Genomic DNA, 22,219 nt, shown 5'->3' with positions numbered 1-22,219 from the left:
TCAGACACCCCTCATCAGCAGGGTCGCGGCGACGAGAACGGCGGCCCCGCCCAGCATCTGGACCGCGTACGAGCGGACGAAGCCGGTCTGCAACTTGCGCAGCCGGCCGGAGAGTCCGCCCATCGAGGCCGCCGTGCCGTTGACCGCGCCGTCCACCAGGGAGTGGTCGAGGTAGACCAGCGTGCGGGTCAGGTGCTCGCCGCCGCGCACCAGGACGACGTGGTTGAAGTCGTCCTGGAGCAGATCGCGGCGGGCGGCCCGGGTCAGCAGCGAACCGCGCGGGGCGGTGGCCGGGACCTCCCGGCGGCCGTACATCAGCCAGGCGATACCGACGCCGGCGACCAGCACCGCCATCGTGGCGGCGGTGACCACACCGGCGCCCACCGGGGAGTGGCCGTGCGCGAACGAGGTGACCGGCTCCAGCCAGCCGACGAAGGCGTCGCCCACGCTGAACAGCCCGCCCGCGAAGACCGAACCGACCGCCAGCAGGATCATCGGGATCGTCATCACCTTCGGCGACTCGTGCGGATGGAACTCCTCGGGATCCCACCGCTTCTCGCCGAAGAACGTCATCAGCATCACCCGCGTCATGTAGAACGCGGTGATCGCGGCGCCCAGCAGGGCCGCGCCGCCGAGGATCCAGCCCTCGGTGCCGCCACGGGCGAACGCCGCCTCGATGATCTTGTCCTTGGAGAAGAAGCCGGACAGCCCGGGGAAGCCGATGATGGCCAGATAGCCGAGCCCGAAGGTGACGAAGGTGACCGGCAAGTGCGTGCGCAGACCGCCGTAACGGCGCATGTCCACCTCGTCGTTCATCCCGTGCATCACGGAACCGGCGCCGAGGAAGAGGCCCGCCTTGAAGAAGCCGTGGGTGACCAGGTGCATGATCGCGAAGGCGTAGCCGACCGGGCCCAGGCCGGCGGCCAGGACCATGTAGCCGATCTGCGACATCGTCGAACCGGCCAGCGCCTTCTTGATGTCGTCCTTGGCGCAACCGACGATCGCACCGAACAGGAGCGTGACCGCGCCGACCGCGACCACGGCGGTCTGGGCGTCCGGCGCGGCGTTGAAGATCACGCCGGAGCGGGTGATCAGATACACGCCGGCGGTGACCATGGTGGCGGCGTGGATCAGGGCCGAGACCGGGGTCGGGCCCTCCATGGCGTCGCCCAGCCAGGACTGCAGCGGCACCTGCGCCGACTTGCCGCAGGCGGCCAGCAGCAGCAGGAGTCCGAGGGCGGTCAGCTTCCCCTCGGACGTGCCGCCGGCCGCGGCGAACACCGGCCCGAAGGCGAACGTGCCGAACGTCGTGAACATCAGCATGACCGCGAGGGACAGGCCCATGTCGCCGACGCGGTTGACCAGGAACGCCTTCTTCGCAGCGGTGGCCGCACTGGGCTTGTGCTGCCAGAACCCGATGAGCAGGTACGACGCCAGGCCCACACCCTCCCAACCGACGTACAGCAGGAGGTAGTTGTCCGCGAGGACGAGCAGCAGCATCGCCGCCAGGAAGAGGTTGAGATAGCCGAAGAAGCGGCGGCGCCGCTCGTCGCGCGCCATGTAGCCGATCGAGTAGATGTGGATCAGTGAGCCGACACCCGTGATCAGCAGGACGAAGGTCATCGACAACTGGTCGAGCTGGAAGGCGACATCGGCTCGGAAGCCGCCGACCGGGATCCAGCTGAACAGGTGCTGGTGCAGCGCCCGGTGCTCGGGGCTCCGGCCGAGCATGTCGGCGAAGAGCACCGCCCCGACGGCGAACGAGGCCACCGCGAGCAGCGAGCCGATCCAGTGGCCGGCGCGGTCCAGGCGTGTGCCGCCGCACAGCAGCAGGGCCGCACCGACCAGCGGTGCCGCGACGAGCAGCGCGATCAAGTTCTCCACTTTGTGCGACCCCTTACAGCTTCATCAGGCTGGCGTCGTCGACCGAGGCCGAATGACGGGTGCGGAAGATCGACACGATGATGGCCAGGCCGACCACGACCTCCGCCGCGGCGACGACCATCGTGAAGAAGGCGATGATCTGGCCGTCGAGATTCCCGTGCATCCGCGAGAAGGTGACAAAGGCGAGATTGCAGGCGTTCAGCATCAGTTCGATGCACATGAACACCACGATGGCGTTCCGCCTGATCAGCACGCCGGCCGCGCCGATGGTGAACAGCAGGGCGGCGAGGTAGAGGTAGTACACCGGATTCATTTCTGGGCCCCCTCCTTCGGCGCCGCGGGGCCGGAACGCTTCTTCCCGTTCTTCCCGGACCGGCCGGGCGCCCGCCCCAGCCACTCCTCGGACCGCTGCTCCAGCGCCTTGAGTTCGGCCAGCGACTGGCCGGAGACGTCCCGCACCTGGCCGCGCTCGCGCAGCGTCGGGCTGACCGTCAGCTCGGAGGCGGTGCCGTCCGGCAGCAGGCCGGGGATGTCGACGGCGTTGTGCCGGGCGTAGACACCGGGTGCGGGCGCCGGTGTCGGAAGGGGCCAGGCGGAGCCTGACGTTGAGGGGCGGTGGTCGGGTGACGGGCGGGCCTGCTTGCCCTCGCGGATGCGGGCCTCGGAGCGCTCCCGCTGGGTGCGGGCGCGCGCGGTGCGCTCCCGGTGGGTGAGGACCATCGCGCCGACCACCGCGGTGATCAGCAGCGCGCCGGTGAGCTCGAAGGCGAAGACGTACTTGGTGAAGATGAGCGCGGCCAGGCCCTGGGCGTTGCCGCCGGCGTTGGCGTCGCCGAGGCCGTTGAACTGCTTGAGCGAGGCGTTGCCGATGCCGGCGATCAGCAGGATGCCGAAGCCGAGGCCGAGCCCGGCGGCGAGCCAGCGCTGCCCCTTGAGGGTCTCCTTGAGGGAGTCCGCCGCGGTGACGCCGACCAGCATCACGACGAAGAGGAACAGCATCATGATCGCGCCGGTGTAGACCACGATCTGCACGATGCCGAGGAAGTACGCGCCGTTGGCCAGATAGAAGACCGCCAGGACGATCATGGTCCCGGCGAGCGAAAGGGCGCTGTGCACGGCCCGCTTCATCAGGATCGTGCACAGTGCGCCGGCGACGGCGACGATGCCCAGGAGCCAGAACTGCACGGCCTCCCCCGAGGAGGCCGCGGCGGCGAGACCCGTCATGCGTGCGCCTCCTCGCCCGGGGCGTCCTGCTGCCCGGCCGGCCCGCCCGCGGCGTCCGCCGGCCGCTCGCCCTTGGAGAGCGCGACCTGCCGGACCGTGCCCGGCGCGGCCTGGGTCACCCGCCCGTTGTAGTAGTCCCGTTCGGTCATGCCCGGGTGGATCGCGTGCGGGGAGTCGACCATCCCCTCCGACAGGCCCACCAGCAGCTCTTCCTTGGTGTAGATGAGCGAGGTGCGGGAGCGGTCGGCGAGTTCGTACTCGTTGGTCATGGTGAGCGCGCGGGTCGGGCACGCCTCCACGCACAGGCCGCACAGGATGCAGCGGAGGTAGTTGATCTGGTAGACGGCGCCGTACCGCTCGCCCGGGGAGTAGCGCTCCTCGTCGGTGTTGTCGGCGCCCTCGACATAGATCGCGTCCGCCGGGCAGGCCCAGGCGCACAGCTCGCAGCCGATGCATTTCTCCAGCCCGTCCGGATGGCGGTTGAGCTGGTGCCGGCCGTGGAAACGCGGCGCCGTCGGCTTCTTCTCCTCGGGGTACTGCTCGGTCAGCCGCTTCTTGAACATGGCCTTGAAGGTCACGCCGAAGCCGGCCACCGGGTTCTGGAACTCAGGCACCGTCGCCCCCCTTTCCGTCGCTCTCATTTCCGTCACTCACAGTGTCCACCCGCCCACTGACAATCAACTCCCCGTCACGGCGCGGGCGTCGGCGCGGCACCGGCGGCAGGGTCTGCCCGGGCAGCGGCGGAACGGGGAATCCGCCGGCCATCGGATCGAACGCGGCCTCGCCGTCGCCGCCCTCCGGCTCCACCCGCCGGAAGAAGTCCACGACCAGCGAGATCAGCAGCAGCGCCACCGCACCGCCGCCCACGTACAGCACGATCTGCGAGAAGTCGTAGCCCTCGTTCTTCAGCGCCCGGACGGTGGCGACGAGCAGCAGCCACACCATCGACACCGGGATGAGGACCTTCCAGCCCAGCCGCATCAACTGGTCGTAGCGGACCCGGGGAAGGGTGCCGCGCAGCCAGATGAAGAAGAACAGCAGCAGCTGCACCTTGACGGTGAACCAGAGCAGCGGCCACCAGCCGTGGTTCGCGCCCGCCCAGAACGTCGAGACCGGCCAGGGCGCCCGCCAGCCGCCCAGGAAGAGGGTGACCGCCACCGACGAGACGGTGACCATGTTGACGTACTCGGCGAGCATGAACATCGCGAACTTGATCGACGAGTACTCGGTGTTGAAGCCGCCGACGAGATCGCCCTCGGACTCCGGCATGTCGAACGGCGCACGGTTGGTCTCCCCCACCATCGTCACGATGTAGAGGAGGAACGACACCGGCAGCAGCAGCACGTACCACTTGTTCTGCTGCGACTCCACGATGGTCGACGTCGACATCGACCCGGAGTAGAGGAAGACCGACGCGAACGCCGCGCCCATCGCGATCTCGTACGAGATCATCTGCGCGCACGACCGCAGACCGCCCAGCAGCGGATACGTCGAACCGGACGACCAGCCCGCCAGCACGATGCCGTAGATGCCCACCGAGGCCGTGGCGAGGATGTAGAGGACGCCGATCGGGAGGTCGGTGAGCTGCATCGGGGTGCGGACCCCGAAGACCGAGATCTCGTTGCCCGCCGGGCCGAACGGGATCACCGCGATCGCCATGAAGGCCGGGATCGCCGCCACGATCGGCGCGAGGACGTACACCGCCTTGTCGGCGCGCCGGACGACCAGGTCCTCCTTCAGCATCAGCTTGATGCCGTCGGCCAGGGACTGGAGCATCCCCCACGGCCCGTGCCGGTTGGGCCCGATCCGCAGCTGCATCCAGGCGACGACCTTGCGCTCCCAGACGATGGAGAACAGCACCGTCAGCATCAGGAACGCGAAGCAGAACACCGCCTTGATGACGACCAGCCACCACGGGTCCCGCCCGAACATCGACAGGTCCTCCTGGGCGGCCAGCGCGGCCACCGGAAAACCGGGATGGTGCATCATGCGTCCACCTCCTTGGCCGGCGCCGGCGCACCAGGGGCGGCGGAGACCTTCACCAGCTCACCGGGGTGCGCCCCGGTGTCGGCGGCGACGCCACCGCCGACGGAGTTCAGCGGCAGCCACACCACCCGGTCGGGCATCGGCGTGATCTGCAGCGGCAGCCGCACCGAACCGGCCGGCCCGGTGACCTCCAGCTGCCCGCCCTCCTCAACCCCCGCCTCCCGGGCGGTGGTTGCCGACAGCCGGGCCACCGCGGCGTGCCGGGTGCCGGCCAGCGCCTCGTCGCCCTCCTGCAGCAGCCCCTGGTCCAGCAGCAGCCGGTGCCCGGCCAGCACGGCCTCGCCGGCGCCCGGACGGGGCAGCGGCCGCCCCGTCTCCCGCGGCTGACCGGCATACGGGCCGCGCCAGCCGCCGAGCCCGTCCAGCTCCCGCCGCACGGCGTGCACGTCCGGCAGGCCGAGGTCGACGTCCATGGCGTCGGCGAGCAAGTGCAGGACCCGCGCGTCCGGCAGCAGCTGCCGCCGGGTCATCTGGTCCGGTTTGAGCGCGGCCTCGAACGACCGGGCCCGGCCCTCCCAGTTGAGGAACGTCCCGGCCTTCTCGACCACCGCCGCCACCGGAAGGACCACATCCGCCCGCTCGGTGACCCGGGAGGGCCGCAGCTCCAGGCTGACCAGGAAACCGACCTCGTCCAGAGCGGTCAACGCCCGCGCCGGATCCGGCAGATCGGCCACCTCCACGCCCGCCACCAGCAGGGCGGCCAGCTCACCGGTGGCCGCGGCCTCGACCATCTGGCCGGTGTCCCGGCCGTGCCGGTGCGGCAGCGCGGCCACACCCCAGGCGGCGGCGACCTCGTCCCGGGCCACCGGGTCGGTCGCCGGCCGGCCGCCGGGCAGCAGCCCGGGCAACGCCCCGGCCTCCACCGCGCCCCGCTCGCCCGCCCGGCGCGGGATCCACACCAGCCGGGCCCCGGTGGCGGTGGCGGCACGCAGCGCCGCGGTCAGCGCCCCGGGGACCGTCGCCAGCCGCTCACCGACGACGATCACCGCGCCGCCCGCGCGCAGCGCCTCCGCTGCGGCCCGCCCCTCGCCGTCCAGGCCCGCCCGTCGCCCGCCACCGCCCTCCCCGGGAAGGCGCTCCGCGCCTGCTGCCTCGTTGCCCGCCAGTGCGTCCAGCCACTCGGTCTCGGTGCCGGGCGCCGACGGCAGCAGCCGCCCGCCGGCCTTGATCAGCCCGCGGGTGGCGTGACCGGCCAGCCCCCAGGTGCGCTGGCCGCGCTTGCGGTGCGCCTTGCGCAGCCGCAGGAAGACGCCGGGCGCCTCCTCCTCCGCCTCGATCCCGGCCAGCAGGACCGCCGGCGCCTGCTCCAGCGAGGTGTACGTGACGCCGTCCCCCGCCAGGTCACGGCCGCGGCCGGCGACCTGCGCGGCCAGGAAGTCGGCCTCCTCGGCGCTGTGCGGCCGGGCCCGGAAGTCGATGTCGTTGGTGTGCAGTGCGACCCGGGCGAACTTGGCGTAGGCGTAGGCGTCCTCGACGGTCAGCCGGCCGCCGGTCAGCACACCGGCCCGGCCCCGGGCGGCCAGCAGACCGCGGGCCGCGGCGTCCAGTGCGGCCGGCCAGCTCGCCGGCTCCAGCTCACCGGAGTCGGCGCTGCGCACCAGCGGGTGCTCCAGCCGGTCCCGGGCCTGCGCGTACCGGAAGGCGAACCGCCCCTTGTCGCAGATCCACTCCTCGTTGACCTCGGGGTCGTCCGCCGCCAGCCGCCGCAGGACCCTGCCCCGGCGGTGGTCGGTCCGGGTCGCGCAGCCGCCCGCGCAGTGCTCGCACACCGACGGCGAGGAGACCAGGTCGAAGGGGCGGGAGCGGAAGCGGTACGCGGCGGAGGTGAGCGCGCCCACCGGGCAGATCTGGATGGTGTTCCCGGAGAAGTACGACTCGAACGGGTCGCCCGCGCCGATGCCGACCTGCTGCAGGGCGCCCCGCTCGACCAGCTCGATCATCGGGTCGCCGGCGATCTGGTTGCTGAAGCGGGTGCACCGCGCGCACAGCACGCACCGCTCGCGGTCCAACAGCACCTGCGTGGAGATCGGCACCGGCTTGGCGAACGTACGCTTCCTGCCCTCGAAGCGGGTGTCGGGGTCGCCGACCTGCATCGCCTGGTTCTGCAGCGGACACTCGCCGCCCTTGTCGCACACCGGGCAGTCGAGCGGATGGTTGATCAGCAGCAGCTCCATCACGCCGCGCTGCGCCTTCTCGGCCACCGGGGAGGTCAGCTGGGTGCGGACCACCATCCCGTCGGTGCAGGTGATGGTGCAGGAGGCCATCGGCTTGCGCTGGCCCTCGACCTCGACGATGCACTGCCGGCAGGCGCCCGCCGGGTCCAGCAGCGGGTGGTCGCAGAAGCGCGGGATCTCGATGCCGAGGAGTTCGGCGGCCCGGATGACCAACGTCCCCTTGGGGACGGAGATCTCGATGCCGTCGATCGTCAGGGTGACGAGGTCCTCCGGTGGCACGGCGGCGGAGCCGGCGCTCGACCCCGTTGTGGTGACGGTCATGCGTTCACCCCCAGGTGAGCGTCGTCGTCGGCCCAGAGGGTCGACTTGGCGGGGTCGAAGGGGCAGCCCTTGCCGCTGAGGTGCTCCTCGTACTCCGCGCGGAAGTACTGGAGCGAGGAGAAGATCGGCGAGGCGGCGCCGTCGCCGAGGGCGCAGAAGGACTTGCCGTTGATGTTGTCGGCGATGTCGGCGAGCTTGTCGAGGTCCTCGGGCCGGCCCTTCCCGGCCTCGATGTCGCGCAGCAACTGCACCAGCCAGTACGTCCCTTCACGGCACGGGGTGCACTTGCCGCAGGACTCGTGGGCGTAGAACTCCGTCCAGCGGGTCACCGCCCGCACCACGCAGGTGGTCTCGTCGAAGCACTGCAGCGCCTTGGTGCCGAGCATCGAGCCGGCCGCGGCGACGTTCTCGTAGTCGAGCGGCACGTCGAGGTGCTCCTCGGTGAACATCGGCGTCGAGGAGCCGCCCGGCGTCCAGAACTTCAGCCGGTGGCCGGGGCGCATGCCGCCGCTGACGTCGAGGAGCTGGCGCAGTGTGAGGCCCAACGGGCCTTCGTACTGGCCGGGGTTGGCGACGTGGCCGCTGAGCGAGTAGAGCGTGAAGCCCGGGGACTTCTCGCTGCCCATCGACCTGAACCACTCCTTGCCCTTGTGGAGGATCGCGGGAACCGAGGCGATGGATTCGACGTTGTTCACCACAGTGGGACAGGCGTAGAGGCCGGCCACGGCCGGGAAGGGGGGACGCAGACGGGGCTGTCCGCGACGGCCCTCCAGGGAGTCCAGCAGCGCGGTCTCCTCACCGCAGATGTACGCGCCGGCGCCGGCGTGCACCGTGACCTCCAGGTCGAGGCCCGAGCCGAGGACGCCCTTGCCGAGGTAGCCCGCCGCGTACGCCTCCCGCACGGCCTCGTGCAGTCGGCGCAGGACGGGCACGACCTCGCCGCGCAGATAGATGAAGGCACGGTGCGAGCGGATCGCGTGACAGGCGATCACGATCCCCTCGATGAGGGCGTGCGGGTTGGCGAGGAGCAGCGGGATGTCCTTGCAGGTCCCGGGCTCCGACTCGTCGGCGTTGACGACGAGGTAGTGCGGTTTGCCGTCGCCCTGCGGAATGAACTGCCACTTCATCCCGGTCGGGAAGCCGGCGCCGCCGCGGCCGCGGAGCCCGGAGTCCTTGACGTAGGCGATGACGTCGTCCGGGTCCATGGCGAGGGCCCTGCGGGCGCCTTCGTAGCCGTCGTGGCGCAGATAGGTCTCCAGCGTCCAGGACTCGGGGTCGTCCCAGAAGGCGGAGAGCACGGGGGCGAGGACCTTCTCCGGGCCGGTCCCTCCGGCGTGCGGCCGGGAGGCGCCGCCGAATTCGGCTGCCACGGTCATCACTCCCCCTCCTCGTGGGTCGGTCCTGCGGCCTCGTCGGTGGGGCCGTCCGCGGTGGTGCGCGGGGCGACGACGTGGTCGGCGGGGCCGGGCGGAGTCTCGCCCCTGGCCAGCCGCAGTCCGGCCAGGGAGGCGGGTCCCGCGCCGCCGGTCGCCTCGACGGCGCCGGGCCGTTCGTCGGGGAAGCCGGCGAGGATCCGCGCGGTCTCCTTGAAGGAGCAGAGGGGGGCGCCGCGGGTGGGTGCGACGGTCCGGCCGGCCCGCAGGTCGTCGACGAGCTGCCGGGCGGAGCGGGGCGTCTGGTTGTCGAAGAACTCCCAGTTGACCATCACCACCGGGGCGAAGTCGCAGGCGGCGTTGCACTCGAGGTGTTCGAGGGTGATCGCGCCGTCCTCGGTGGTCTCGCCGTTGCCGACGCCGAGGTACTCCTTGAGGTCCTCGAAGATGGCGTCGCCGCCCATCACCGCGCACAGGGTGTTGGTGCAGACCCCGACCTGGTAGGCGCCGCCGGCCTCGCGGCGGTACATGGAGTAGAAGGTCGAGACGGCGGTGACCTCCGCGGTGGTCAGTCCGAGCTGCTCGGCGCAGAAGCGGATGCCGGTGCGGCTGACGTGGCCCTCCTCGGCCTGGACGAGGTGGAGCAGCGGCAGCAGCGCCGAACGGGAGTCGGGGTAGCGGGCGATCACCTCCTCGGCGTCCGCGGCGAGCCGGGCCTTGACGTCGGCCGGGTAGTCGGGGGCCGGTAGCCGGGGCATGCCCAGCTGGACGTCCTTGGGTGCCGGAGTGGCGTTCACCGGTCGACGCCTCCCATCACGGGGTCGATGGACGCGACGGCGACGATGACGTCGGCGACCTGGCCGCCTTCACACATCGCCGCCATGGCCTGCAGGTTGGTGAAGGACGGGTCGCGGAAGTGCACCCGGTAGGGCCGGGTGCCGCCGTCGCTGACCACGTGCACGCCCAGTTCGCCCTTGGGCGACTCGACGGCGGCGTACGCCTGTCCCGGCGGGACCCGGAAGCCCTCCGTCACCAGCTTGAAGTGGTGGATCAGGGCCTCCATCGAGGTGCCCATGATCTTCTTGATGTGGTCGAGGGAGTTGCCGAGGCCGTCCGGACCGAGGGCGAGCTGGGCGGGCCAGGCGATCTTCTTGTCGGCGACCATCACCGGCCCCGGCTCCAGCCGGTCCAGGCACTGCTCGACGATCCGCAGCGACTGGCGCATCTCCTCCAGCCGGATCAGGAACCGGCCGTAGGCGTCGCAGGTGTCGGCCGTCGGCACCTCGAAGTCGTAGGTCTCGTATCCACAGTACGGCTGCGCCTTGCGCAGGTCGTGGGGCAGTCCGGCGGAGCGGACGATCGGCCCGGTGGCCCCGGTGGCCATGCAGCCGGCCAGGTCGAGGTAACCGATGCCCTCCATGCGCCCCTTGAAGACCGGGTTGCCGGTGGCGAGCTTGTCGTACTCGACCATGTTCTTCTGCATCTTCTTGACGAAGGCGCGGATCTGGTCGACGGCGCCGGGCGGCAGGTCCTGGGCCAGGCCGCCGGGGCGGACGTAGGCGTGGTTCATCCGCAGGCCGGTGATCAGCTCGTAGATGTCCAGGATCAGCTCGCGGTCGCGGAAGCCGTAGATCATGATCGTGGTGGCGCCCAGCTCCATGCCGCCGGTGGCGATGCACACCAGGTGCGAGGAGAGCCGGTTGAGCTCCATCAGCAGCACCCGGATGACGGTGGCGCGGTCCGGGACGTCGTCGGTGATGCCGAGCAGCTTCTCCACGGCCAGGCAGTACGCCGTCTCGTTGAAGAACGGCGTGAGGTAGTCCATCCGCGTCACGAACGTCGTGCCCTGCGTCCACGTCCGGTATTCGAGGTTCTTCTCGATGCCGGTGTGGAGGTAGCCGATGCCGCAGCGGGCCTCGGTGACGGTCTCGCCGTCGATCTCCAGGATCAGCCGCAGCACGCCGTGCGTGGAGGGGTGCTGCGGGCCCATGTTGACGATGATCCGCTCGTCGTCGGACTTCGCGGCGGCCGCGGCGATCTCGTCCCAGTCGCCGCCGGTGACGGTGTAGACGGGGCCCTCGGTGGTGTCGCGGGGAGTTGCGCGGGACGCCTCGCTGGGAGTGCTCATCAGGTGTACGACCTCCGCTGGTCGGGAGCCGGGATCTGGGCGCCCTTGTACTCGACGGGAATACCGCCGAGGGGGTAGTCCTTGCGCTGCGGGAAGCCCTGCCAGTCGTCGGGCATCATGATCCGCGTGAGCGCCGGGTGCCCGTCGAAGACCAGGCCGAAGAAGTCGTAGGTCTCGCGCTCGTGCCAGTCGTTGGTCGGGTAGACGCCCACGAGCGACGGCAGGTGCGGGTCGGTGTCGGGGACGGCGACCTCCAGCCGGATCAGCCGGTTGTGGGTGATCGACCGCAGGTGGTAGACGGCGTGCAGCTCGCGGCCGGTGTCTCCCGGGTAGTGGACGCCGCTGACGCCGGTGCACAGCTCGAAGCGGAGCGCGGGGTCGTCGCGCAGCGTCCGGGCGACCACCGGCAGGTACTCCCGCCGGATGTGGAACGTGATCTCGCCGCGGTCCACGACGGTCTTCTCGATGACGTTCTCCGGCACCAGGCCCTGTTCGTCGAGGGCGCCCTCCAGTTCGTCGGCGATCTCGTCGAAGACGCCGTGGCCCTCGGTGCCGGCGGGCCCGCCGTAGGGCCGGGTGGCGGCGCCGGGCAGCCGGACGGTGCGGACCAGGCCGCCGTAACCGGAGGTGTCGCCGCCGTTGTTGGCGCCGAACATCCCGCGGCGGGTGCCGATCACCTCGCCGGTGTCCGCGCGCTGCGCCGGGACGGCCTCCTCGGGGGCGTCCGGGCCGTTGGGGTTGGTCGGCTCGCTCACCGCGGCAGCCCCTCCTTCTCCGACGGACAGGGTTTCCCGCCGGAGCGGTCCATCTCGATCAGCGGGAGTGCCCGGAGCGCCGCGGCCTCCTCCTCATGGGCCGCCCGCACCGCGTTGACCCCGAGCCGGCCGCTCTGGATCTTCTGGTGGAGCTTGAGGATGGCGTCCATGAGCATCTCGGGGCGGGGCGGGCAGCCCGGCAGATAGATGTCGACGGGGACGATGTGGTCGACGCCCTGGACGATCGCGTAGTTGTTGAACATGCCGCCCGAGGAGGCGCAAACCCCCATGGAGATCACCCACTTCGGGTTCGGCATCTGGTCGTAGACCTGCCGCAGCACCGGCGCCATCTTCTGGCTGACCCGGCCGGCCACGATCATCAGGTCGGCCTGCCGCGGGGAGCCGCGGAAGACCTCCATGCCGAAGCGGGCCAGGTCGTAGCGCCCGGCGCCGGTGGTCATCATCTCGATGGCACAGCAGGCCAGCCCGAAGGTCGCGGGGAAGACCGATGACTTGCGCACCCAGCCCGCGGCCTGCTCGACGGTGGTCAGCAGAAAGCCGCTGGGCAGCTTCTCTTCCAGTCCCATGGGTGACCCCTAGTCCCATTCCAGGCCGCCGCGACGCCAGACGTAGGCGTAGGCGACGAAGACGGTGAGCGCGAAGAGGAGCATCTCGACGAGCCCGAACAACCCCAGGGCGTCGAAGCTGACCGCCCAGGGGTAGAGGAAGACGATCTCGATGTCGAAGACGATGAAGAGCATCGCCGTCAGGTAGTACTTGATCGGGAAGCGACCGCCACCGGACGGGTGTGGCGTCGGCTCGATTCCGCATTCGTACGCTTCGAGCTTGGCCCGGTTGTAGCGCCTGGGGCCGACGAGCGTGGCCATGACCACGGAGAAGATCGCAAAGCCTGCCCCGAGGGCTCCCAGTACGAGGAGGGGCGCATAGGCGTTCACCGTCCTCGCTCCCTTCAGTCGACGATGACTGGATGGCGGTCCGCTCGGGCCCTTCGGCCGCCCCACGGTGCTCGTGCATGGTGATCGTGCATATGTGAGGCAGTTCACAAGCCCGATGCCCGCATCTTATGCCCGTCGGTCTGTGATCTGCGACACGGGTCCGGACAACGGCTTTGTGATCTTCACCACCTGACGAAGGATCATGAAGCCGGATGACCGGTGATCTCTGCACACGAAGCACGCGAGTGATCACGAGAGGTGATATTCGTCGGGGTTACCGCTGGTCAGCGTGGTTGTTTCATTATCAAGAAGCAGGCCACGCAAGCAAATTGGTGCTGGGCATGGCTCAACTGCTATATGCGCGGCGGCCGTAGACGTGATGCGGTCGTGACCCCGCCGTGATCGTCGGTACGTGTTCCCGTTCACGAGCGGAGGGTGGATCCGGGGAACCGCGAGGGCGGATCCGGGGAACTCCGGGGCGGCGCGCGGCCGGTCGGCGGCCGATGGCCGGTCACGGGAACATAACGGACACTCACGAGTGACCTATCCCACGCGATTTGAAGTCATGAGACCTTGACGCCCGGGAAGCCTTGGCGTGGCGGATCAAGAAGTGGTAAGCGCGCCCGGAGGCCGCGGCGGCCATCAAATGCCGTGCGTAGGAACATGATCGCGAAATTCGGACATCCCGTCAGGACGCCTTCGCCAGACGAAAAGTCCGTTTTATTCGTCGCGTACACGTCAAGTGTGGCGCACCCCACCTTTGTTGGCAGCAACCTGCGGCTCCTGATAGCCGTGGTGCCATGTCCCCGAACGCACTCATACCCAGCCACCGGAAGCCCCGCCGCTCCGCGTCCTCGCGGGCCCTGCGTGCGGGCGTGACCGGTGGCTTCCTCACCCTCGCGGTCACCGGCGCGACCGTGCCGGCCAACGCCATCGAGAAGCCCGTCTCCGAAACCCAGGAGATGCCCACCATCACGATGGCGCTGGCCACCAGCGCCGCCAAGAGCGCCGACGCCGCCCAGCAGGCCGCGTTCAGCTACGAGCGGCAGGCGCTCCAGGACGCCGCCACCGCCCAGGCCGACAAGGCCGCGGACAAGGCGAAGGCCGCCGCGGAGAAGAAGGCCAAGGCCGAGGCCGAGGCGAAGAAGGCCGCCGAAGAGGCCGCCAAGGCCAAGGAGGCCGCGCAGACCCGCGCCTCCCGCTCCGAGGCGCGCACCACCCTCTCCGCCGTCTCCGAGGCGCCCTCCACCGGCAGCGGCAGCGTCGCCACCCTCGTCTCCTTCCTCAAGGCGCAGCTCGGCAAGGCGTACGTCCTCGGCGCCACCGGCTCCTCCTCGTACGACTGCTCCGGCCTGACCCAGGCCGCGTTCTCGCAGATCGGCATCGACCTGCCGCGCGTCTCGCAGAGCCAGTCGACCGCCGGCACCCAGGTCGGCCTCGGCAACCTCCAGGTCGGCGACATCCTCTACTGGGGCAGCGCGGGCAGCGCCTACCACGTCGCCGTCTACGTCGGTAACGGCAACTTCATCGGCGCCCAGAACCCGAGCACCGGCATCGTCGAGCGCCCCCTCAGCTACGACATGCCCACCGGCGCGGTGCGCGTCCTCTGACGACCGGCGCACCCCCGACCGCTCCACGGAACCGCCCCTCCCCCGCTCGGAAGGGGCGGTTCCGCATTTCCCGGGCCCGTCAGGGCCCGCCATGCCCTCGTCAGCCCCTCGTCAGCCCTTGAGGAACTAGCCCTTGAGGAACTCCAGCAGCGGCCCGGCGGACCCGCCCGGAACCGTGCCGGGCCAGATAACGGGCAATCTCCGCACCGCCCGGCGAATGCCCGATCAGGGTCACCCCGGTCAGGTCGAGGTGGTCCAGCAGGGCGGCCAGGTCGTCCGAGGTCGAGTCGGTGTCGTAGCCACCGGCCGGCCGGTCCGAGCGGCCGTTTCATGGGGGTTGGGGCGGACCGGCCGGCGCGCGGGGACGGGCGCCGGCCGTGGCCGGCGGCTCACCAACCCGCGCCCGCCGGCTGCCGGGTGGTGGCGTTGAGCCGGTTGAAGAGGTTGGTCAGCCCGATCGTCAGGACGATCGCCGCCAGCTGCTTCTCGTCGAAGTGGTCGGCGGCGGCGTCCCAGACCGCGTCCGGCACCGGGTCGGAGCTGTCCGCGAGCCGGGTCGCGGCCTCGGTGAGGGCCAGCGCGGCCCGCTCCTCGTCGCTGAAGTACGGCGCCTCCCGCCAGGCGGCCACCGCGAACAGCTTCATGTCGTCGACCCCCGCCTTGCGGGCATTCCTGACCCCGCCGTCCACACAGAAGCTGCACCCGTTGATCTGGCTGGCCCGCAGGTGCACCAGCTCCAGCGTCTCCTCCGACACCCCGCCCGTGCGGGTCGCCCTGGCCACGGCGAGCAGCGGCTGCATGGCCTCCGGAATGACCACCGCGGGGTTCTGCATACGTGCTTCCGGCACTCGTGCGTCCATCACTGCGCTCCTCGCATCTCGTCCGGCGCCTCGGTTCAGCGCCGTCACTGCACCGACGGATCGCGCGCGGAGAACGTGACAGCGGGCCGGCCCCCTTTTTCCGGGGCCGGCCCGCTGCAGCAGCACGCCTGGTCGGCGGCGGCTCACGCCTTCGGCGCGACCTTGCTCAGACCGTTGATGATCCGGTCCATCGCGTCGCCACCCGTCGGATCGGTGAGGTTGGCCAGCATCTTGAGCGTGAAGCGCATCAGCAGCGGGTGGGTCAGCCCGCGCTGGGTGGCGATCCGCATCACCTGGGGGTTGCCGATGAGCTTCACGAACGCCCGGCCCAGGGAGTAGTAGCCGCCGTAGGTGTCCTTGAGGACCTTCGGGTAACGGTGCAGCGCCAGCTCACGCTGGGCGTACGTGGCGCGCGCGTGCGCCTGGACGATCACCTCGGCCGCGATCGCGCCGGACTCCATCGCATAGGCGATGCCCTCGCCGTTGAACGGGTTCACCAGCCCGCCCGCGTCACCGACCAGGAGGAGGCCCTTGGTGTAGTGCGGCTGGCGGTTGAACGCCATCGGCAGCGCCGCGCCGCGGATCGGACCGGTCATGTTCTCCGGGGTGTAGCCCCAGTCCTCCGGCATGGACGCGCACCACGCCTTGAGGATCTCCCGCCAGTCCAGCTCCCGGAAGGCGGAGCTGGAGTTGAGGATCCCGAGGCCGACGTTGCTCGTGCCGTCGCCCATGCCGAAGATCCAGCCGTAACCCGGCAGCAGCCGGTCCTGCGCGCCCCGGCGGTCCCACAGCTCCAGCCAGGACTCCAGGTAGTCGTCGTCGTGCCGCGGCGAGGTGAAGTACGTCCGCACCGCGACGCCCATCGGCCGGTCCTCGCGCCGGTGCAGCCCCATCGCCAGCGACAGCCGGGTGGAGTTGCCGTCGGCGGCCACCACGACCGGGGCGTGGAACGTCACCGGCGTCCTGTCCTTCGAACCGGCCCCCGCCTCGCCGAGCTTGGCGTGCACGCCGGTGATGTGCCCGGTCAGCTCGTTCACGATCGGCGCGCCCACATTGCACCGCTCGTAGAGCCGGGCGCCGGCCTTCTGCGCCTGGCGGGCCAGCTGCTCGTCGAAGTCGTCGCGCTTGCGGACCAGTCCGTAGTCCGGGAAGGAGGCGAGATCCGGCCAGTCCAGCTGGAGCCGGGAGCCGCCGCCGATGATGCGCAGGCCCTTGTTGCGCAGCCAGCCGGCCTCCTCGGAGATGTCGATGCCCATCGCCACCAGCTGCTTGACGGCCCGCGGGGTGAGCCCGTCGCCGCAGACCTTCTCGCGCGGGAACGCGGTCTTCTCCAGGAGCAGCACGTCCAGACCGGACTTGGCGAGGTGGTACGCGGTGGTCGCGCCGGCCGGCCCGGCACCGACGACGATCACATCCGCGCTGTGCTCCGATCGGGGCGCGGTCACGGGCTCGGTCACAGATGCGGACGCGGACGCGGACTCGGTCACGGCATTTTCTCCCGGAAGTCGATATCGGGATATCCGCTGTGGATATCTGGGTGCCGACCGGCACTGGGCAGGTGCAGTCTATGGGGGCCGTGATGATCGGAATCTGAAGGGTTGTCCCATGACCTCTGCGCCCGCCCCGCGGTCCGCGCGCCCCCTCCCCGCCGTCGAACTGCGGGTCCCCACCGAAGAGGACGCGTGGCACTGGCACGGGGTCTTCGACGACCCCGAGGTGATGGAGTTCCTCGGCGGAGGCGCCGCCGAACTCTCCGTCTACGAGGAGCTCACCGCCCGCCAGCGCCGCCACCACGCCGAACGCGGCTTCTGCTTCTACACCCTGGTGGACCCGGCGGACGGCGCGGTCATCGGCTTCACCGGCGCCCAGCCCTGGCCGCGGGAGTGGGGCCCGGCCGGCGAGATCGAGATCGGCTGGAGACTGGGCCGGGCGTACTGGGGCAAGGGGTACGCCACGGCGGCCGCGGAACGGGCGCTGGACGTCGTACGGGCGGCCGGCATCCGGCACGTGGTCGCGGTGATCGACTCCCGCAACGCCCGCTCGATCGCGGTGGCCCGCCGCCTGGGCATGCACCCGGCCGAGACCGTCCCCGTACCGGACGGCAAGCGGACGGCGTCTTGCCACCGACTGGATCTTTGATCCGGGGATCCGGGGATGCGGGACGTACGGGACGTAGGGGCCCGCTCCCCGGATTTGACCGAAAGAAGAGCGCCTCCCACGCATCCATTGCCACGCCCCGGATGTCTCAGAAGACAGCGGCACTCTCAGGTGACCGCAACTGCATGTGACCGCACTGCAGGGGCATTTGGAGCATCCACTTGAACATTGGCATCAAAGGCATCAGGCGCATCAAGGGCATCAAGGGCATGCGGCGCGCGTCCGCCGTGGCCCTCACCACCGGAGCCGTCCTGACCGCCGGGGCGTTCGGCTCCCAGGCGCAGGCCGCCGGCCTCCCGACGCCCAGCATCACCGCCGCCGGCGGTTTCGTGATGAACGACGGCAGCGGGGCGACGCTCTACGGCAAGGCCGCGGACACCCGCCGGTCCACCGGCTCCACCACCAAGATCATGACGGCCCGGGTGGTGCTGGCCCAGAAGAACCTCAACCTGGATTCCAAGGTCACGATCCAGAAGGCGTACAGCGACTACATCGTCAACAACAACTGGGCCTCGTCGGCCCACTTGATCGTCGGCGACAAGGTGACGGTCCGTCAGCTGCTCTACGGGCTGATGCTCCCGTCCGGCTGCGACGCGGCCTACGCGCTGGCCGACACCTTCGGCAGCGGCTCGACCCGGGACGCCCGGGTGAAGTCGTTCATCGGCCAGATGAACGCCACCGCCAAGAGCCTGGGCATGAAGAACACCCACTTCGACTCGTTCGACGGAATAGGGCGTGGTACGAACTACTCGACCCCGCGCGACCTGACCAAGCTCGCCAGCAACGCCATGAAGTTCTCCACCTTCCGCACGGTGGTGGGGACGAAGTCCACCAAGCAGAAGGTCACCACGCAGAACGGCGGCTACCGCTACATGTCGTGGACCAACACCAACAACCTGCTCGGCAGCTACCAGGGCACCATCGGCGTGAAGACCGGCTCGGGCCCGGAGGCCAAGTACTGCCTGGTCTTCGCCGCCACCCGCGGCGGCAAGACCGTCATCGGCACGGTCCTGGCCTCCTCGTCCCTGGACAACCGGACCGCGGACGCCAAGAAACTGCTGGACTACGCCTTCAAGAAGTAACCGGGCCAAGCAGGCGGTGACCGGCGCCCGGTGAACGGGCCCGGTTGAACGGGAGTGAACGGGCTCAGTGAACGAGCCCGGGGCCTGTGGCGGCCCCGGGCCCCGCCACCGGGCCGCCACAGGTCCACCTCGTCCACCGCGCCACCCGACGCAAAGGCCCGCCCCCGACGGCAACAGCCCGACGGGGGCGGGCTCTTCACGTACTGCTCACGTACTGCCGGCACCGGGACCTCCAGGTCCAGGACCGGGACCTCCAGGTCCGGGGCAGCCTTCGACCAGGGCCGGGTCAGCCCTCGACCGGCTTGGTACCCCGGTGCAGCGCCACGACCCCACCGGACAGGTTGCGCCAGGCGACCCCGGTCCAGCCCACGCCCTGGAGCCGGGCGGCCAGCTCGGGCTGGTTGGGCCAGGTGCGGATGGACTCCGCGAGGTAGACGTACGCCTCCGGGTTGCTGCTGACCACGCGCGCGACCGGCGGCAGCGCCCGCATCAGGTACTCGGCATAGACCGTCCGGAACGGCTCCCAGGTCGGCTCGCTGAACTCACAGATCACCACCCGCCCAGCGGGCTTGGTGACGCGGTACAGCTCGGCCAGCGCGGCATCGGTGTCCTGGATGTTCCGCAGCCCGAAGGAGATGGTGACGGCGTCGAACACCCCGTCCGCGAACGGCAGCCGCATCCCGTCCCCCGCCGCGAACGGCAGCCACGGGCGCCGCTTCTTGCCCTCCCGCAGCATCCCGACCGAGAAGTCGCAGGGCACGACGTACGCCCCGGTCCGCGCGAACGGCAGCGAGGACGTGCCGGTCCCGGCCGCGAGATCGAGCACCCGCTCGGCGGGCCGCGCGGCCACCGCACGGTCCACCGCCTTGCGCCAGAGCCGCGCCTGGCCCAGGGAGAGCACGTCGTTGGTGAGGTCGTACCGCGCCGCCACGCCGTCGAACATCGCGGCGACTTCGTTCGGCTGCTTGTCCAGGGATGCTCGGGTCACCCGGCCATTGTCCACCGTCCATCACCGAAGCCAGGCACCGGGCACCGAGCCCCGGGGCACCGGGCACCCGGGTACCCGGGCCCAGGCGCCGGCCGGGCCAAGCCAAGTGGGACGGGGCGACGTGGGCTCGGGTGGGGTGGGCTCGGGTGGCGCGGGCTGGGGTGGGGTGGGCCTGGCGCGGGCTGGGGTGGGGGTGGGCTGGGGCGAGGCGGGACGTGACCGGGGCGGCCAGGTCTCGGCCAGGTCTTTGGTCGGGGACGGCCGTCATGCCCCCCTCTGACATTCCGGGCGGTCGAGCGGTGCGAAACGCATCGTGAGCGGCCGGGCGACGGCCGTCCCCGCGACCAAGATCCTGCCGGGCTGAATCCGCTGTTCCGTTTCCGTTGACACCGACCTGACGCGTGATCGACCGGCCTTGACGAGTTCTTAAGTTCTTGACGGGATTGGCGGAAACGGGGGCGGGAGCGAACGGGGGGCACGGGAGCGGGGGCGTCGCGTGCGCCTTGGGCCGCCTGCCTCCTTCCTCTATCGGCAACGATTACGGAGCGTGAGAAGTTCCGACTTCGTTACGGAGTGTAGTGGAGAGGTGGGCGGCGCGTCAGGGGGTCAGCGGCGGCGGTGGACGAGGCGGCCGGAGAGGACGGTGGCCAGGCAGGTGCCGTCCGGGGCGAAGACGGCGAAGTCGGCCCGGGCGCCGGGGGCGAGGGCCGGGGAGGCGGATGGGGACGCGGAGGGGGACGCCTCGGCGCTCTCCGGGTGGTCGGCGCGCTCCGGGTGGTTGGTCTGGCGGAGGCCGGAGCGCTGGACGGCGGCGCGGACCGCGGGGTGGGTGAACGGGCCCGCCAGGGTGGTGGTGCCGGCGGCCAGGAGGCGTTGGAGGCCGCGGCGGGCGCTGGCGCCCCAGCGGGTCTCGGTCATCGGCAGGGCGGCCAGCGCCGCGCCGGTCAGCGGCTCCGTGCCCAGTTCGGCGGCCTCGCGCGGGTCGGGGTGGTAGGCGGCCTCCAGCAGTGCCGCGCCGTTCGGTTCGTGGCGGCCGGGCGTGAGGATGCCGTCCCACTCCCGGACCCGGAGGCTCGGCCGGGCTCCCGGCTCGGCGCCGACAGGCGGAGCCTCCCCGCCGGCAGACGGCGCGCCCATCCCGTAGGCGTCCGTGCCGTGGGCGTCCGTCCCGTACGTCGCCAGGAGTTCCTCGTAGGGGCCGATGGCGGCCAGGCGGTCGCCGTCGACGAGGACCGCGTAGCCGGGGAGCGGCTCGGTGTCCTCGGTGCGGGTGAGCCGGACGGCCCGGACCCGATGGAGCGTCAGCATCGGTATGCCGGTGGCCAGTTGGCCTCGCCGGGGGTCAGTTGGCCTCGACGAAGGTCAGCTCCGGGTGGGCGGTGCCGCCCTCGATGGCCGTCGAGGAGAGGTGCGAGACGACGCGGTCGTCGACCGGGTCGTCGGCCGGGTCGTCGTGCACGACCAGGTGCTCGTACGTCGTGGCGCGCTGCGCCGGGACCCGGCCCGCCGTGCGGATCATCTCGATCATCTCGCGCAGGTTCGAGCGGTGCTTGGCGCCCGCCGAGGAGACGACGTTCTCCTCCAGCATCACGGAGCCGAGGTCGTCCGCGCCGTAGTGCAGTGTGAGCTGGCCGATCTCCTTGCCGGTGGTCAGCCAGGAGCCCTGGATGTGCGCGACGTTGTCCAGGAAGAGCCGGGCGACGGCGATCATGCGCAGGTACTCGAAGAGGGTGGCCTGCGTGCGGCCCTTCAGGTGGTTGTTCTCCGGCTGGTAGGTGTACGGGATGAAGGCGCGGAAGCCGCCCGTACGGTCCTGGACGTCGCGGATCATCCGCAGGTGCTCGATGCGCTCGGCGTTGGTCTCGCCGGTGCCCATCAGCATCGTGGACGTCGACTCCACGCCCAGCCTGTGCGCGGCCTCCATGATTTCCAGCCAGCGCTCGCCGGACTCCTTCAGCGGCGCGATGGCCTTGCGGGGCCGGGCGGGGAGGAGCTCGGCGCCGGCGCCGGCGAAGGAGTCCAGGCCCGCGGCGTGGATGCGCGAGATCGCCTCCTCGACGGACACCTTGGAGATCCGGGCCATGTGCTCGACCTCGGACGCGCCGAGGGAGTGGATGACCAGCTGGGGGAATTCCTTCTTGATGGCCGAGAAGTGCTTCTCGTAGTACTCGACGCCGTAGTCCGGGTGGTGGCCGCCCTGGAACATGATCTGGGTGCCGCCCAGTTCGACGGTCTCCGCGCAGCGCCGCAGGATGTCGTCGAGGTCGCGGGTCCAGCCCTTCGCGGTGTCCTTGGGCGCGGCGTAGAAGGCGCAGAACTTGCAGGCCGTCACGCAGACGTTGGTGTAGTTGATGTTGCGCTCGATGATGTACGTCGCGATGTGCTCGGTGCCGGCGTAACGGCGGCGGCGGACGGCGTCGGCGGCCTGGCCCAGCGCGTGCAGCGGCGCGGAACGGTAGAGGGCGAGCGCCTCCTCCGGCGTGATGCGGCCGCCCTGCGCGGCGCGGTCGAGTACGGCTGTGACATCAAAAGACTTGAGGTCGGCGTTCTCGGTCACCGGGGCGTCCCTTCGGAGGCGGACGGGCAGTAAGCGCACAGTAAGCGCAGCGAGCGCTTAAGGACTGAACCAGCCTACGCCAGGGGTCTGACAGCGTCGGGAGG

20 protein-coding genes and 1 pseudogene are annotated in these 22,219 nt (G+C 70.7%); 3 read left to right on the top strand and 18 right to left on the bottom strand.

All coding sequences use genetic code 11. The features are described from left to right. Genes nuoL through ACRAS8_RS19695 form a run of 12 tightly spaced genes read right to left on the bottom strand, consistent with a single transcriptional unit; the run spans nt 1 to nt 12,861 of the window. Nucleotides 1–1,884: an NADH-quinone oxidoreductase subunit L gene (gene nuoL, locus ACRAS8_RS19750; protein ID WP_438487349.1), complete on the bottom strand. Its 1,884-nt coding sequence runs from the start codon at nt 1,882–1,884 to the stop codon at nt 1–3. A 13-nt stretch (nt 1,885–1,897) separates the two neighbouring features. Next, the gene (gene nuoK / locus ACRAS8_RS19745; RefSeq protein WP_016573026.1) at nt 1,898–2,197 is read right to left on the bottom strand and encodes an NADH-quinone oxidoreductase subunit NuoK; all 300 of its coding nucleotides are present in this window, start codon (nt 2,195–2,197) and stop codon (nt 1,898–1,900) included. Then, the gene (locus tag ACRAS8_RS19740) at nt 2,194–3,108 is read right to left on the bottom strand and encodes an NADH-quinone oxidoreductase subunit J (protein WP_438487348.1); all 915 of its coding nucleotides are present in this window, start codon (nt 3,106–3,108) and stop codon (nt 2,194–2,196) included. The genes nuoK and ACRAS8_RS19740 overlap by 4 nt, the downstream gene beginning before the upstream one ends. Further along, complete coding sequence (nuoI, locus tag ACRAS8_RS19735) at nt 3,105–3,722, bottom strand: NADH-quinone oxidoreductase subunit NuoI (protein ID WP_438487347.1); 618 nt, start codon at nt 3,720–3,722, stop codon at nt 3,105–3,107. The genes ACRAS8_RS19740 and nuoI overlap by 4 nt, the downstream gene beginning before the upstream one ends. Continuing rightward, a complete protein-coding gene (nuoH, locus tag ACRAS8_RS19730; RefSeq protein ID WP_438487346.1) occupies nt 3,715–5,097 on the bottom strand; it encodes an NADH-quinone oxidoreductase subunit NuoH in 1,383 nt (460 codons plus the stop codon). Before nuoH ends, nuoI begins: the two co-directional genes overlap by 8 nt. Then, nucleotides 5,094–7,649, bottom strand: a complete 2,556-nt coding sequence (locus ACRAS8_RS19725; protein ID WP_438487345.1) for an NADH-quinone oxidoreductase subunit G — start codon at nt 7,647–7,649, stop codon at nt 5,094–5,096. The genes nuoH and ACRAS8_RS19725 overlap by 4 nt, the downstream gene beginning before the upstream one ends. Beyond that, nucleotides 7,646–9,025 carry an NADH-quinone oxidoreductase subunit NuoF gene (gene nuoF / locus ACRAS8_RS19720; protein ID WP_438487344.1) on the bottom strand — a complete coding sequence of 460 codons (1,380 nt, stop codon included), beginning with the start codon at nt 9,023–9,025 and terminating at the stop codon, nt 7,646–7,648. The genes ACRAS8_RS19725 and nuoF overlap by 4 nt, the downstream gene beginning before the upstream one ends. Beyond that, nucleotides 9,025–9,780 (bottom strand): NADH-quinone oxidoreductase subunit NuoE, encoded by a 756-nt coding sequence (nuoE, locus tag ACRAS8_RS19715; RefSeq protein WP_438490541.1) that lies wholly within the window; start codon nt 9,778–9,780, stop codon nt 9,025–9,027. Before nuoE ends, nuoF begins: the two co-directional genes overlap by 1 nt. A 35-nt stretch (nt 9,781–9,815) precedes the next feature. Next, nucleotides 9,816–11,150 carry an NADH-quinone oxidoreductase subunit D gene (locus tag ACRAS8_RS19710; RefSeq protein WP_438487343.1) on the bottom strand — a complete coding sequence of 445 codons (1,335 nt, stop codon included), beginning with the start codon at nt 11,148–11,150 and terminating at the stop codon, nt 9,816–9,818. Further along, nucleotides 11,150–11,905 (bottom strand): NADH-quinone oxidoreductase subunit C, encoded by a 756-nt coding sequence (locus ACRAS8_RS19705; RefSeq protein WP_438487342.1) that lies wholly within the window; start codon nt 11,903–11,905, stop codon nt 11,150–11,152. The genes ACRAS8_RS19710 and ACRAS8_RS19705 overlap by 1 nt, the downstream gene beginning before the upstream one ends. Next, nucleotides 11,902–12,492: a NuoB/complex I 20 kDa subunit family protein gene (locus ACRAS8_RS19700; RefSeq protein WP_438487341.1), complete on the bottom strand. Its 591-nt coding sequence runs from the start codon at nt 12,490–12,492 to the stop codon at nt 11,902–11,904. The genes ACRAS8_RS19705 and ACRAS8_RS19700 overlap by 4 nt, the downstream gene beginning before the upstream one ends. Before the next feature lie 9 nt (nt 12,493–12,501). Further along, nucleotides 12,502–12,861, bottom strand: a complete 360-nt coding sequence (locus ACRAS8_RS19695; protein ID WP_438487340.1) for an NADH-quinone oxidoreductase subunit A — start codon at nt 12,859–12,861, stop codon at nt 12,502–12,504. Between the two features lie 800 nt (nt 12,862–13,661). On the opposite strand from ACRAS8_RS19695, the gene ACRAS8_RS19690 reads away from it, so the two are divergent. Beyond that, a complete protein-coding gene (locus tag ACRAS8_RS19690) occupies nt 13,662–14,471 on the top strand; it encodes a C40 family peptidase (RefSeq protein ID WP_438487339.1) in 810 nt (269 codons plus the stop codon). A gap of 100 nt (nt 14,472–14,571) precedes the next feature. Here ACRAS8_RS19690 and ACRAS8_RS19685 read toward each other — a convergent pair. From ACRAS8_RS19685 to ACRAS8_RS19675, 3 genes and pseudogenes are all read right to left on the bottom strand, one after another. After that, nucleotides 14,572–14,784, bottom strand: a pseudogene (locus ACRAS8_RS19685) (alpha/beta fold hydrolase); the annotation flags it as partial. A 76-nt stretch (nt 14,785–14,860) separates the two neighbouring features. Continuing rightward, entirely contained in the window at nt 14,861–15,331 is a 471-nt protein-coding gene (locus ACRAS8_RS19680; RefSeq protein WP_438487338.1) for a carboxymuconolactone decarboxylase family protein, read from the bottom strand. Nucleotides 15,332–15,474: 143 nt separating this feature from the next. Further along, the gene (locus ACRAS8_RS19675; RefSeq protein ID WP_438490540.1) at nt 15,475–16,776 is read right to left on the bottom strand and encodes a geranylgeranyl reductase family protein; all 1,302 of its coding nucleotides are present in this window, start codon (nt 16,774–16,776) and stop codon (nt 15,475–15,477) included. A 160-nt stretch (nt 16,777–16,936) separates the two neighbouring features. Here ACRAS8_RS19675 and ACRAS8_RS19670 point away from each other — a divergent pair, with 160 nt between their 5' ends. Continuing rightward, nucleotides 16,937–17,470: a GNAT family N-acetyltransferase gene (locus ACRAS8_RS19670; protein WP_438487337.1), complete on the top strand. Its 534-nt coding sequence runs from the start codon at nt 16,937–16,939 to the stop codon at nt 17,468–17,470. A gap of 227 nt (nt 17,471–17,697) precedes the next feature. After that, the gene (locus tag ACRAS8_RS19665; protein WP_438490539.1) at nt 17,698–18,570 is read left to right on the top strand and encodes a D-alanyl-D-alanine carboxypeptidase family protein; all 873 of its coding nucleotides are present in this window, start codon (nt 17,698–17,700) and stop codon (nt 18,568–18,570) included. A 286-nt stretch (nt 18,571–18,856) separates the two neighbouring features. Here the strand turns inward: ACRAS8_RS19665 and ACRAS8_RS19660 are convergent, their stop codons facing one another. The 3 genes from ACRAS8_RS19660 to mqnC form a co-directional block, all read right to left on the bottom strand. Next, complete coding sequence (locus tag ACRAS8_RS19660) at nt 18,857–19,558, bottom strand: demethylmenaquinone methyltransferase (RefSeq protein WP_438487336.1); 702 nt, start codon at nt 19,556–19,558, stop codon at nt 18,857–18,859. Nucleotides 19,559–20,164: 606 nt separating this feature from the next. Next, the gene (locus tag ACRAS8_RS19655) at nt 20,165–20,866 is read right to left on the bottom strand and encodes an imidazolonepropionase-like domain-containing protein (RefSeq protein WP_438487335.1); all 702 of its coding nucleotides are present in this window, start codon (nt 20,864–20,866) and stop codon (nt 20,165–20,167) included. Nucleotides 20,867–20,900: 34 nt separating this feature from the next. Beyond that, nucleotides 20,901–22,115, bottom strand: a complete 1,215-nt coding sequence (gene mqnC / locus ACRAS8_RS19650; RefSeq protein WP_438487334.1) for a cyclic dehypoxanthinyl futalosine synthase — start codon at nt 22,113–22,115, stop codon at nt 20,901–20,903. Nucleotides 22,116–22,219 lie beyond the last annotated feature (104 nt).

The sequence above is a fragment of the Streptomyces sp. S186 genome (assembly GCF_051603415.1).
Lineage (GTDB): Bacteria > Actinomycetota > Actinomycetes > Streptomycetales > Streptomycetaceae > Streptomyces.
Note: the sequence above shows the minus strand (reverse complement) of the source record. Positions and strands in the feature narration are given on the sequence as shown.

Coding starts and splice junctions, on each gene's coding strand:
- nuoK (WP_016573026.1), bottom strand. CDS start 2,197: ATGAATCCGGTGTACTACCTCTACCTCGCCGCCCTGCTGTTCACCATC.
- ACRAS8_RS19740 (WP_438487348.1), bottom strand. CDS start 3,108: ATGACGGGTCTCGCCGCCGCGGCCTCCTCGGGGGAGGCCGTGCAGTTC.
- nuoH (WP_438487346.1), bottom strand. CDS start 5,097: ATGATGCACCATCCCGGTTTTCCGGTGGCCGCGCTGGCCGCCCAGGAG.
- ACRAS8_RS19725 (WP_438487345.1), bottom strand. CDS start 7,649: ATGACCGTCACCACAACGGGGTCGAGCGCCGGCTCCGCCGCCGTGCCA.
- nuoF (WP_438487344.1), bottom strand. CDS start 9,025: ATGACCGTGGCAGCCGAATTCGGCGGCGCCTCCCGGCCGCACGCCGGA.
- nuoE (WP_438490541.1), bottom strand. CDS start 9,780: ATGCCCCGGCTACCGGCCCCCGACTACCCGGCCGACGTCAAGGCCCGG.
- ACRAS8_RS19710 (WP_438487343.1), bottom strand. CDS start 11,150: ATGAGCACTCCCAGCGAGGCGTCCCGCGCAACTCCCCGCGACACCACC.
- ACRAS8_RS19700 (WP_438487341.1), bottom strand. CDS start 12,492: ATGGGACTGGAAGAGAAGCTGCCCAGCGGCTTTCTGCTGACCACCGTC.
- ACRAS8_RS19690 (WP_438487339.1), top strand. CDS start 13,662: ATGTCCCCGAACGCACTCATACCCAGCCACCGGAAGCCCCGCCGCTCC.
- ACRAS8_RS19680 (WP_438487338.1), bottom strand. CDS start 15,331: ATGGACGCACGAGTGCCGGAAGCACGTATGCAGAACCCCGCGGTGGTC.
- ACRAS8_RS19670 (WP_438487337.1), top strand. CDS start 16,937: ATGACCTCTGCGCCCGCCCCGCGGTCCGCGCGCCCCCTCCCCGCCGTC.
- ACRAS8_RS19665 (WP_438490539.1), top strand. CDS start 17,698: ATGCGGCGCGCGTCCGCCGTGGCCCTCACCACCGGAGCCGTCCTGACC.
- ACRAS8_RS19655 (WP_438487335.1), bottom strand. CDS start 20,866: ATGCTGACGCTCCATCGGGTCCGGGCCGTCCGGCTCACCCGCACCGAG.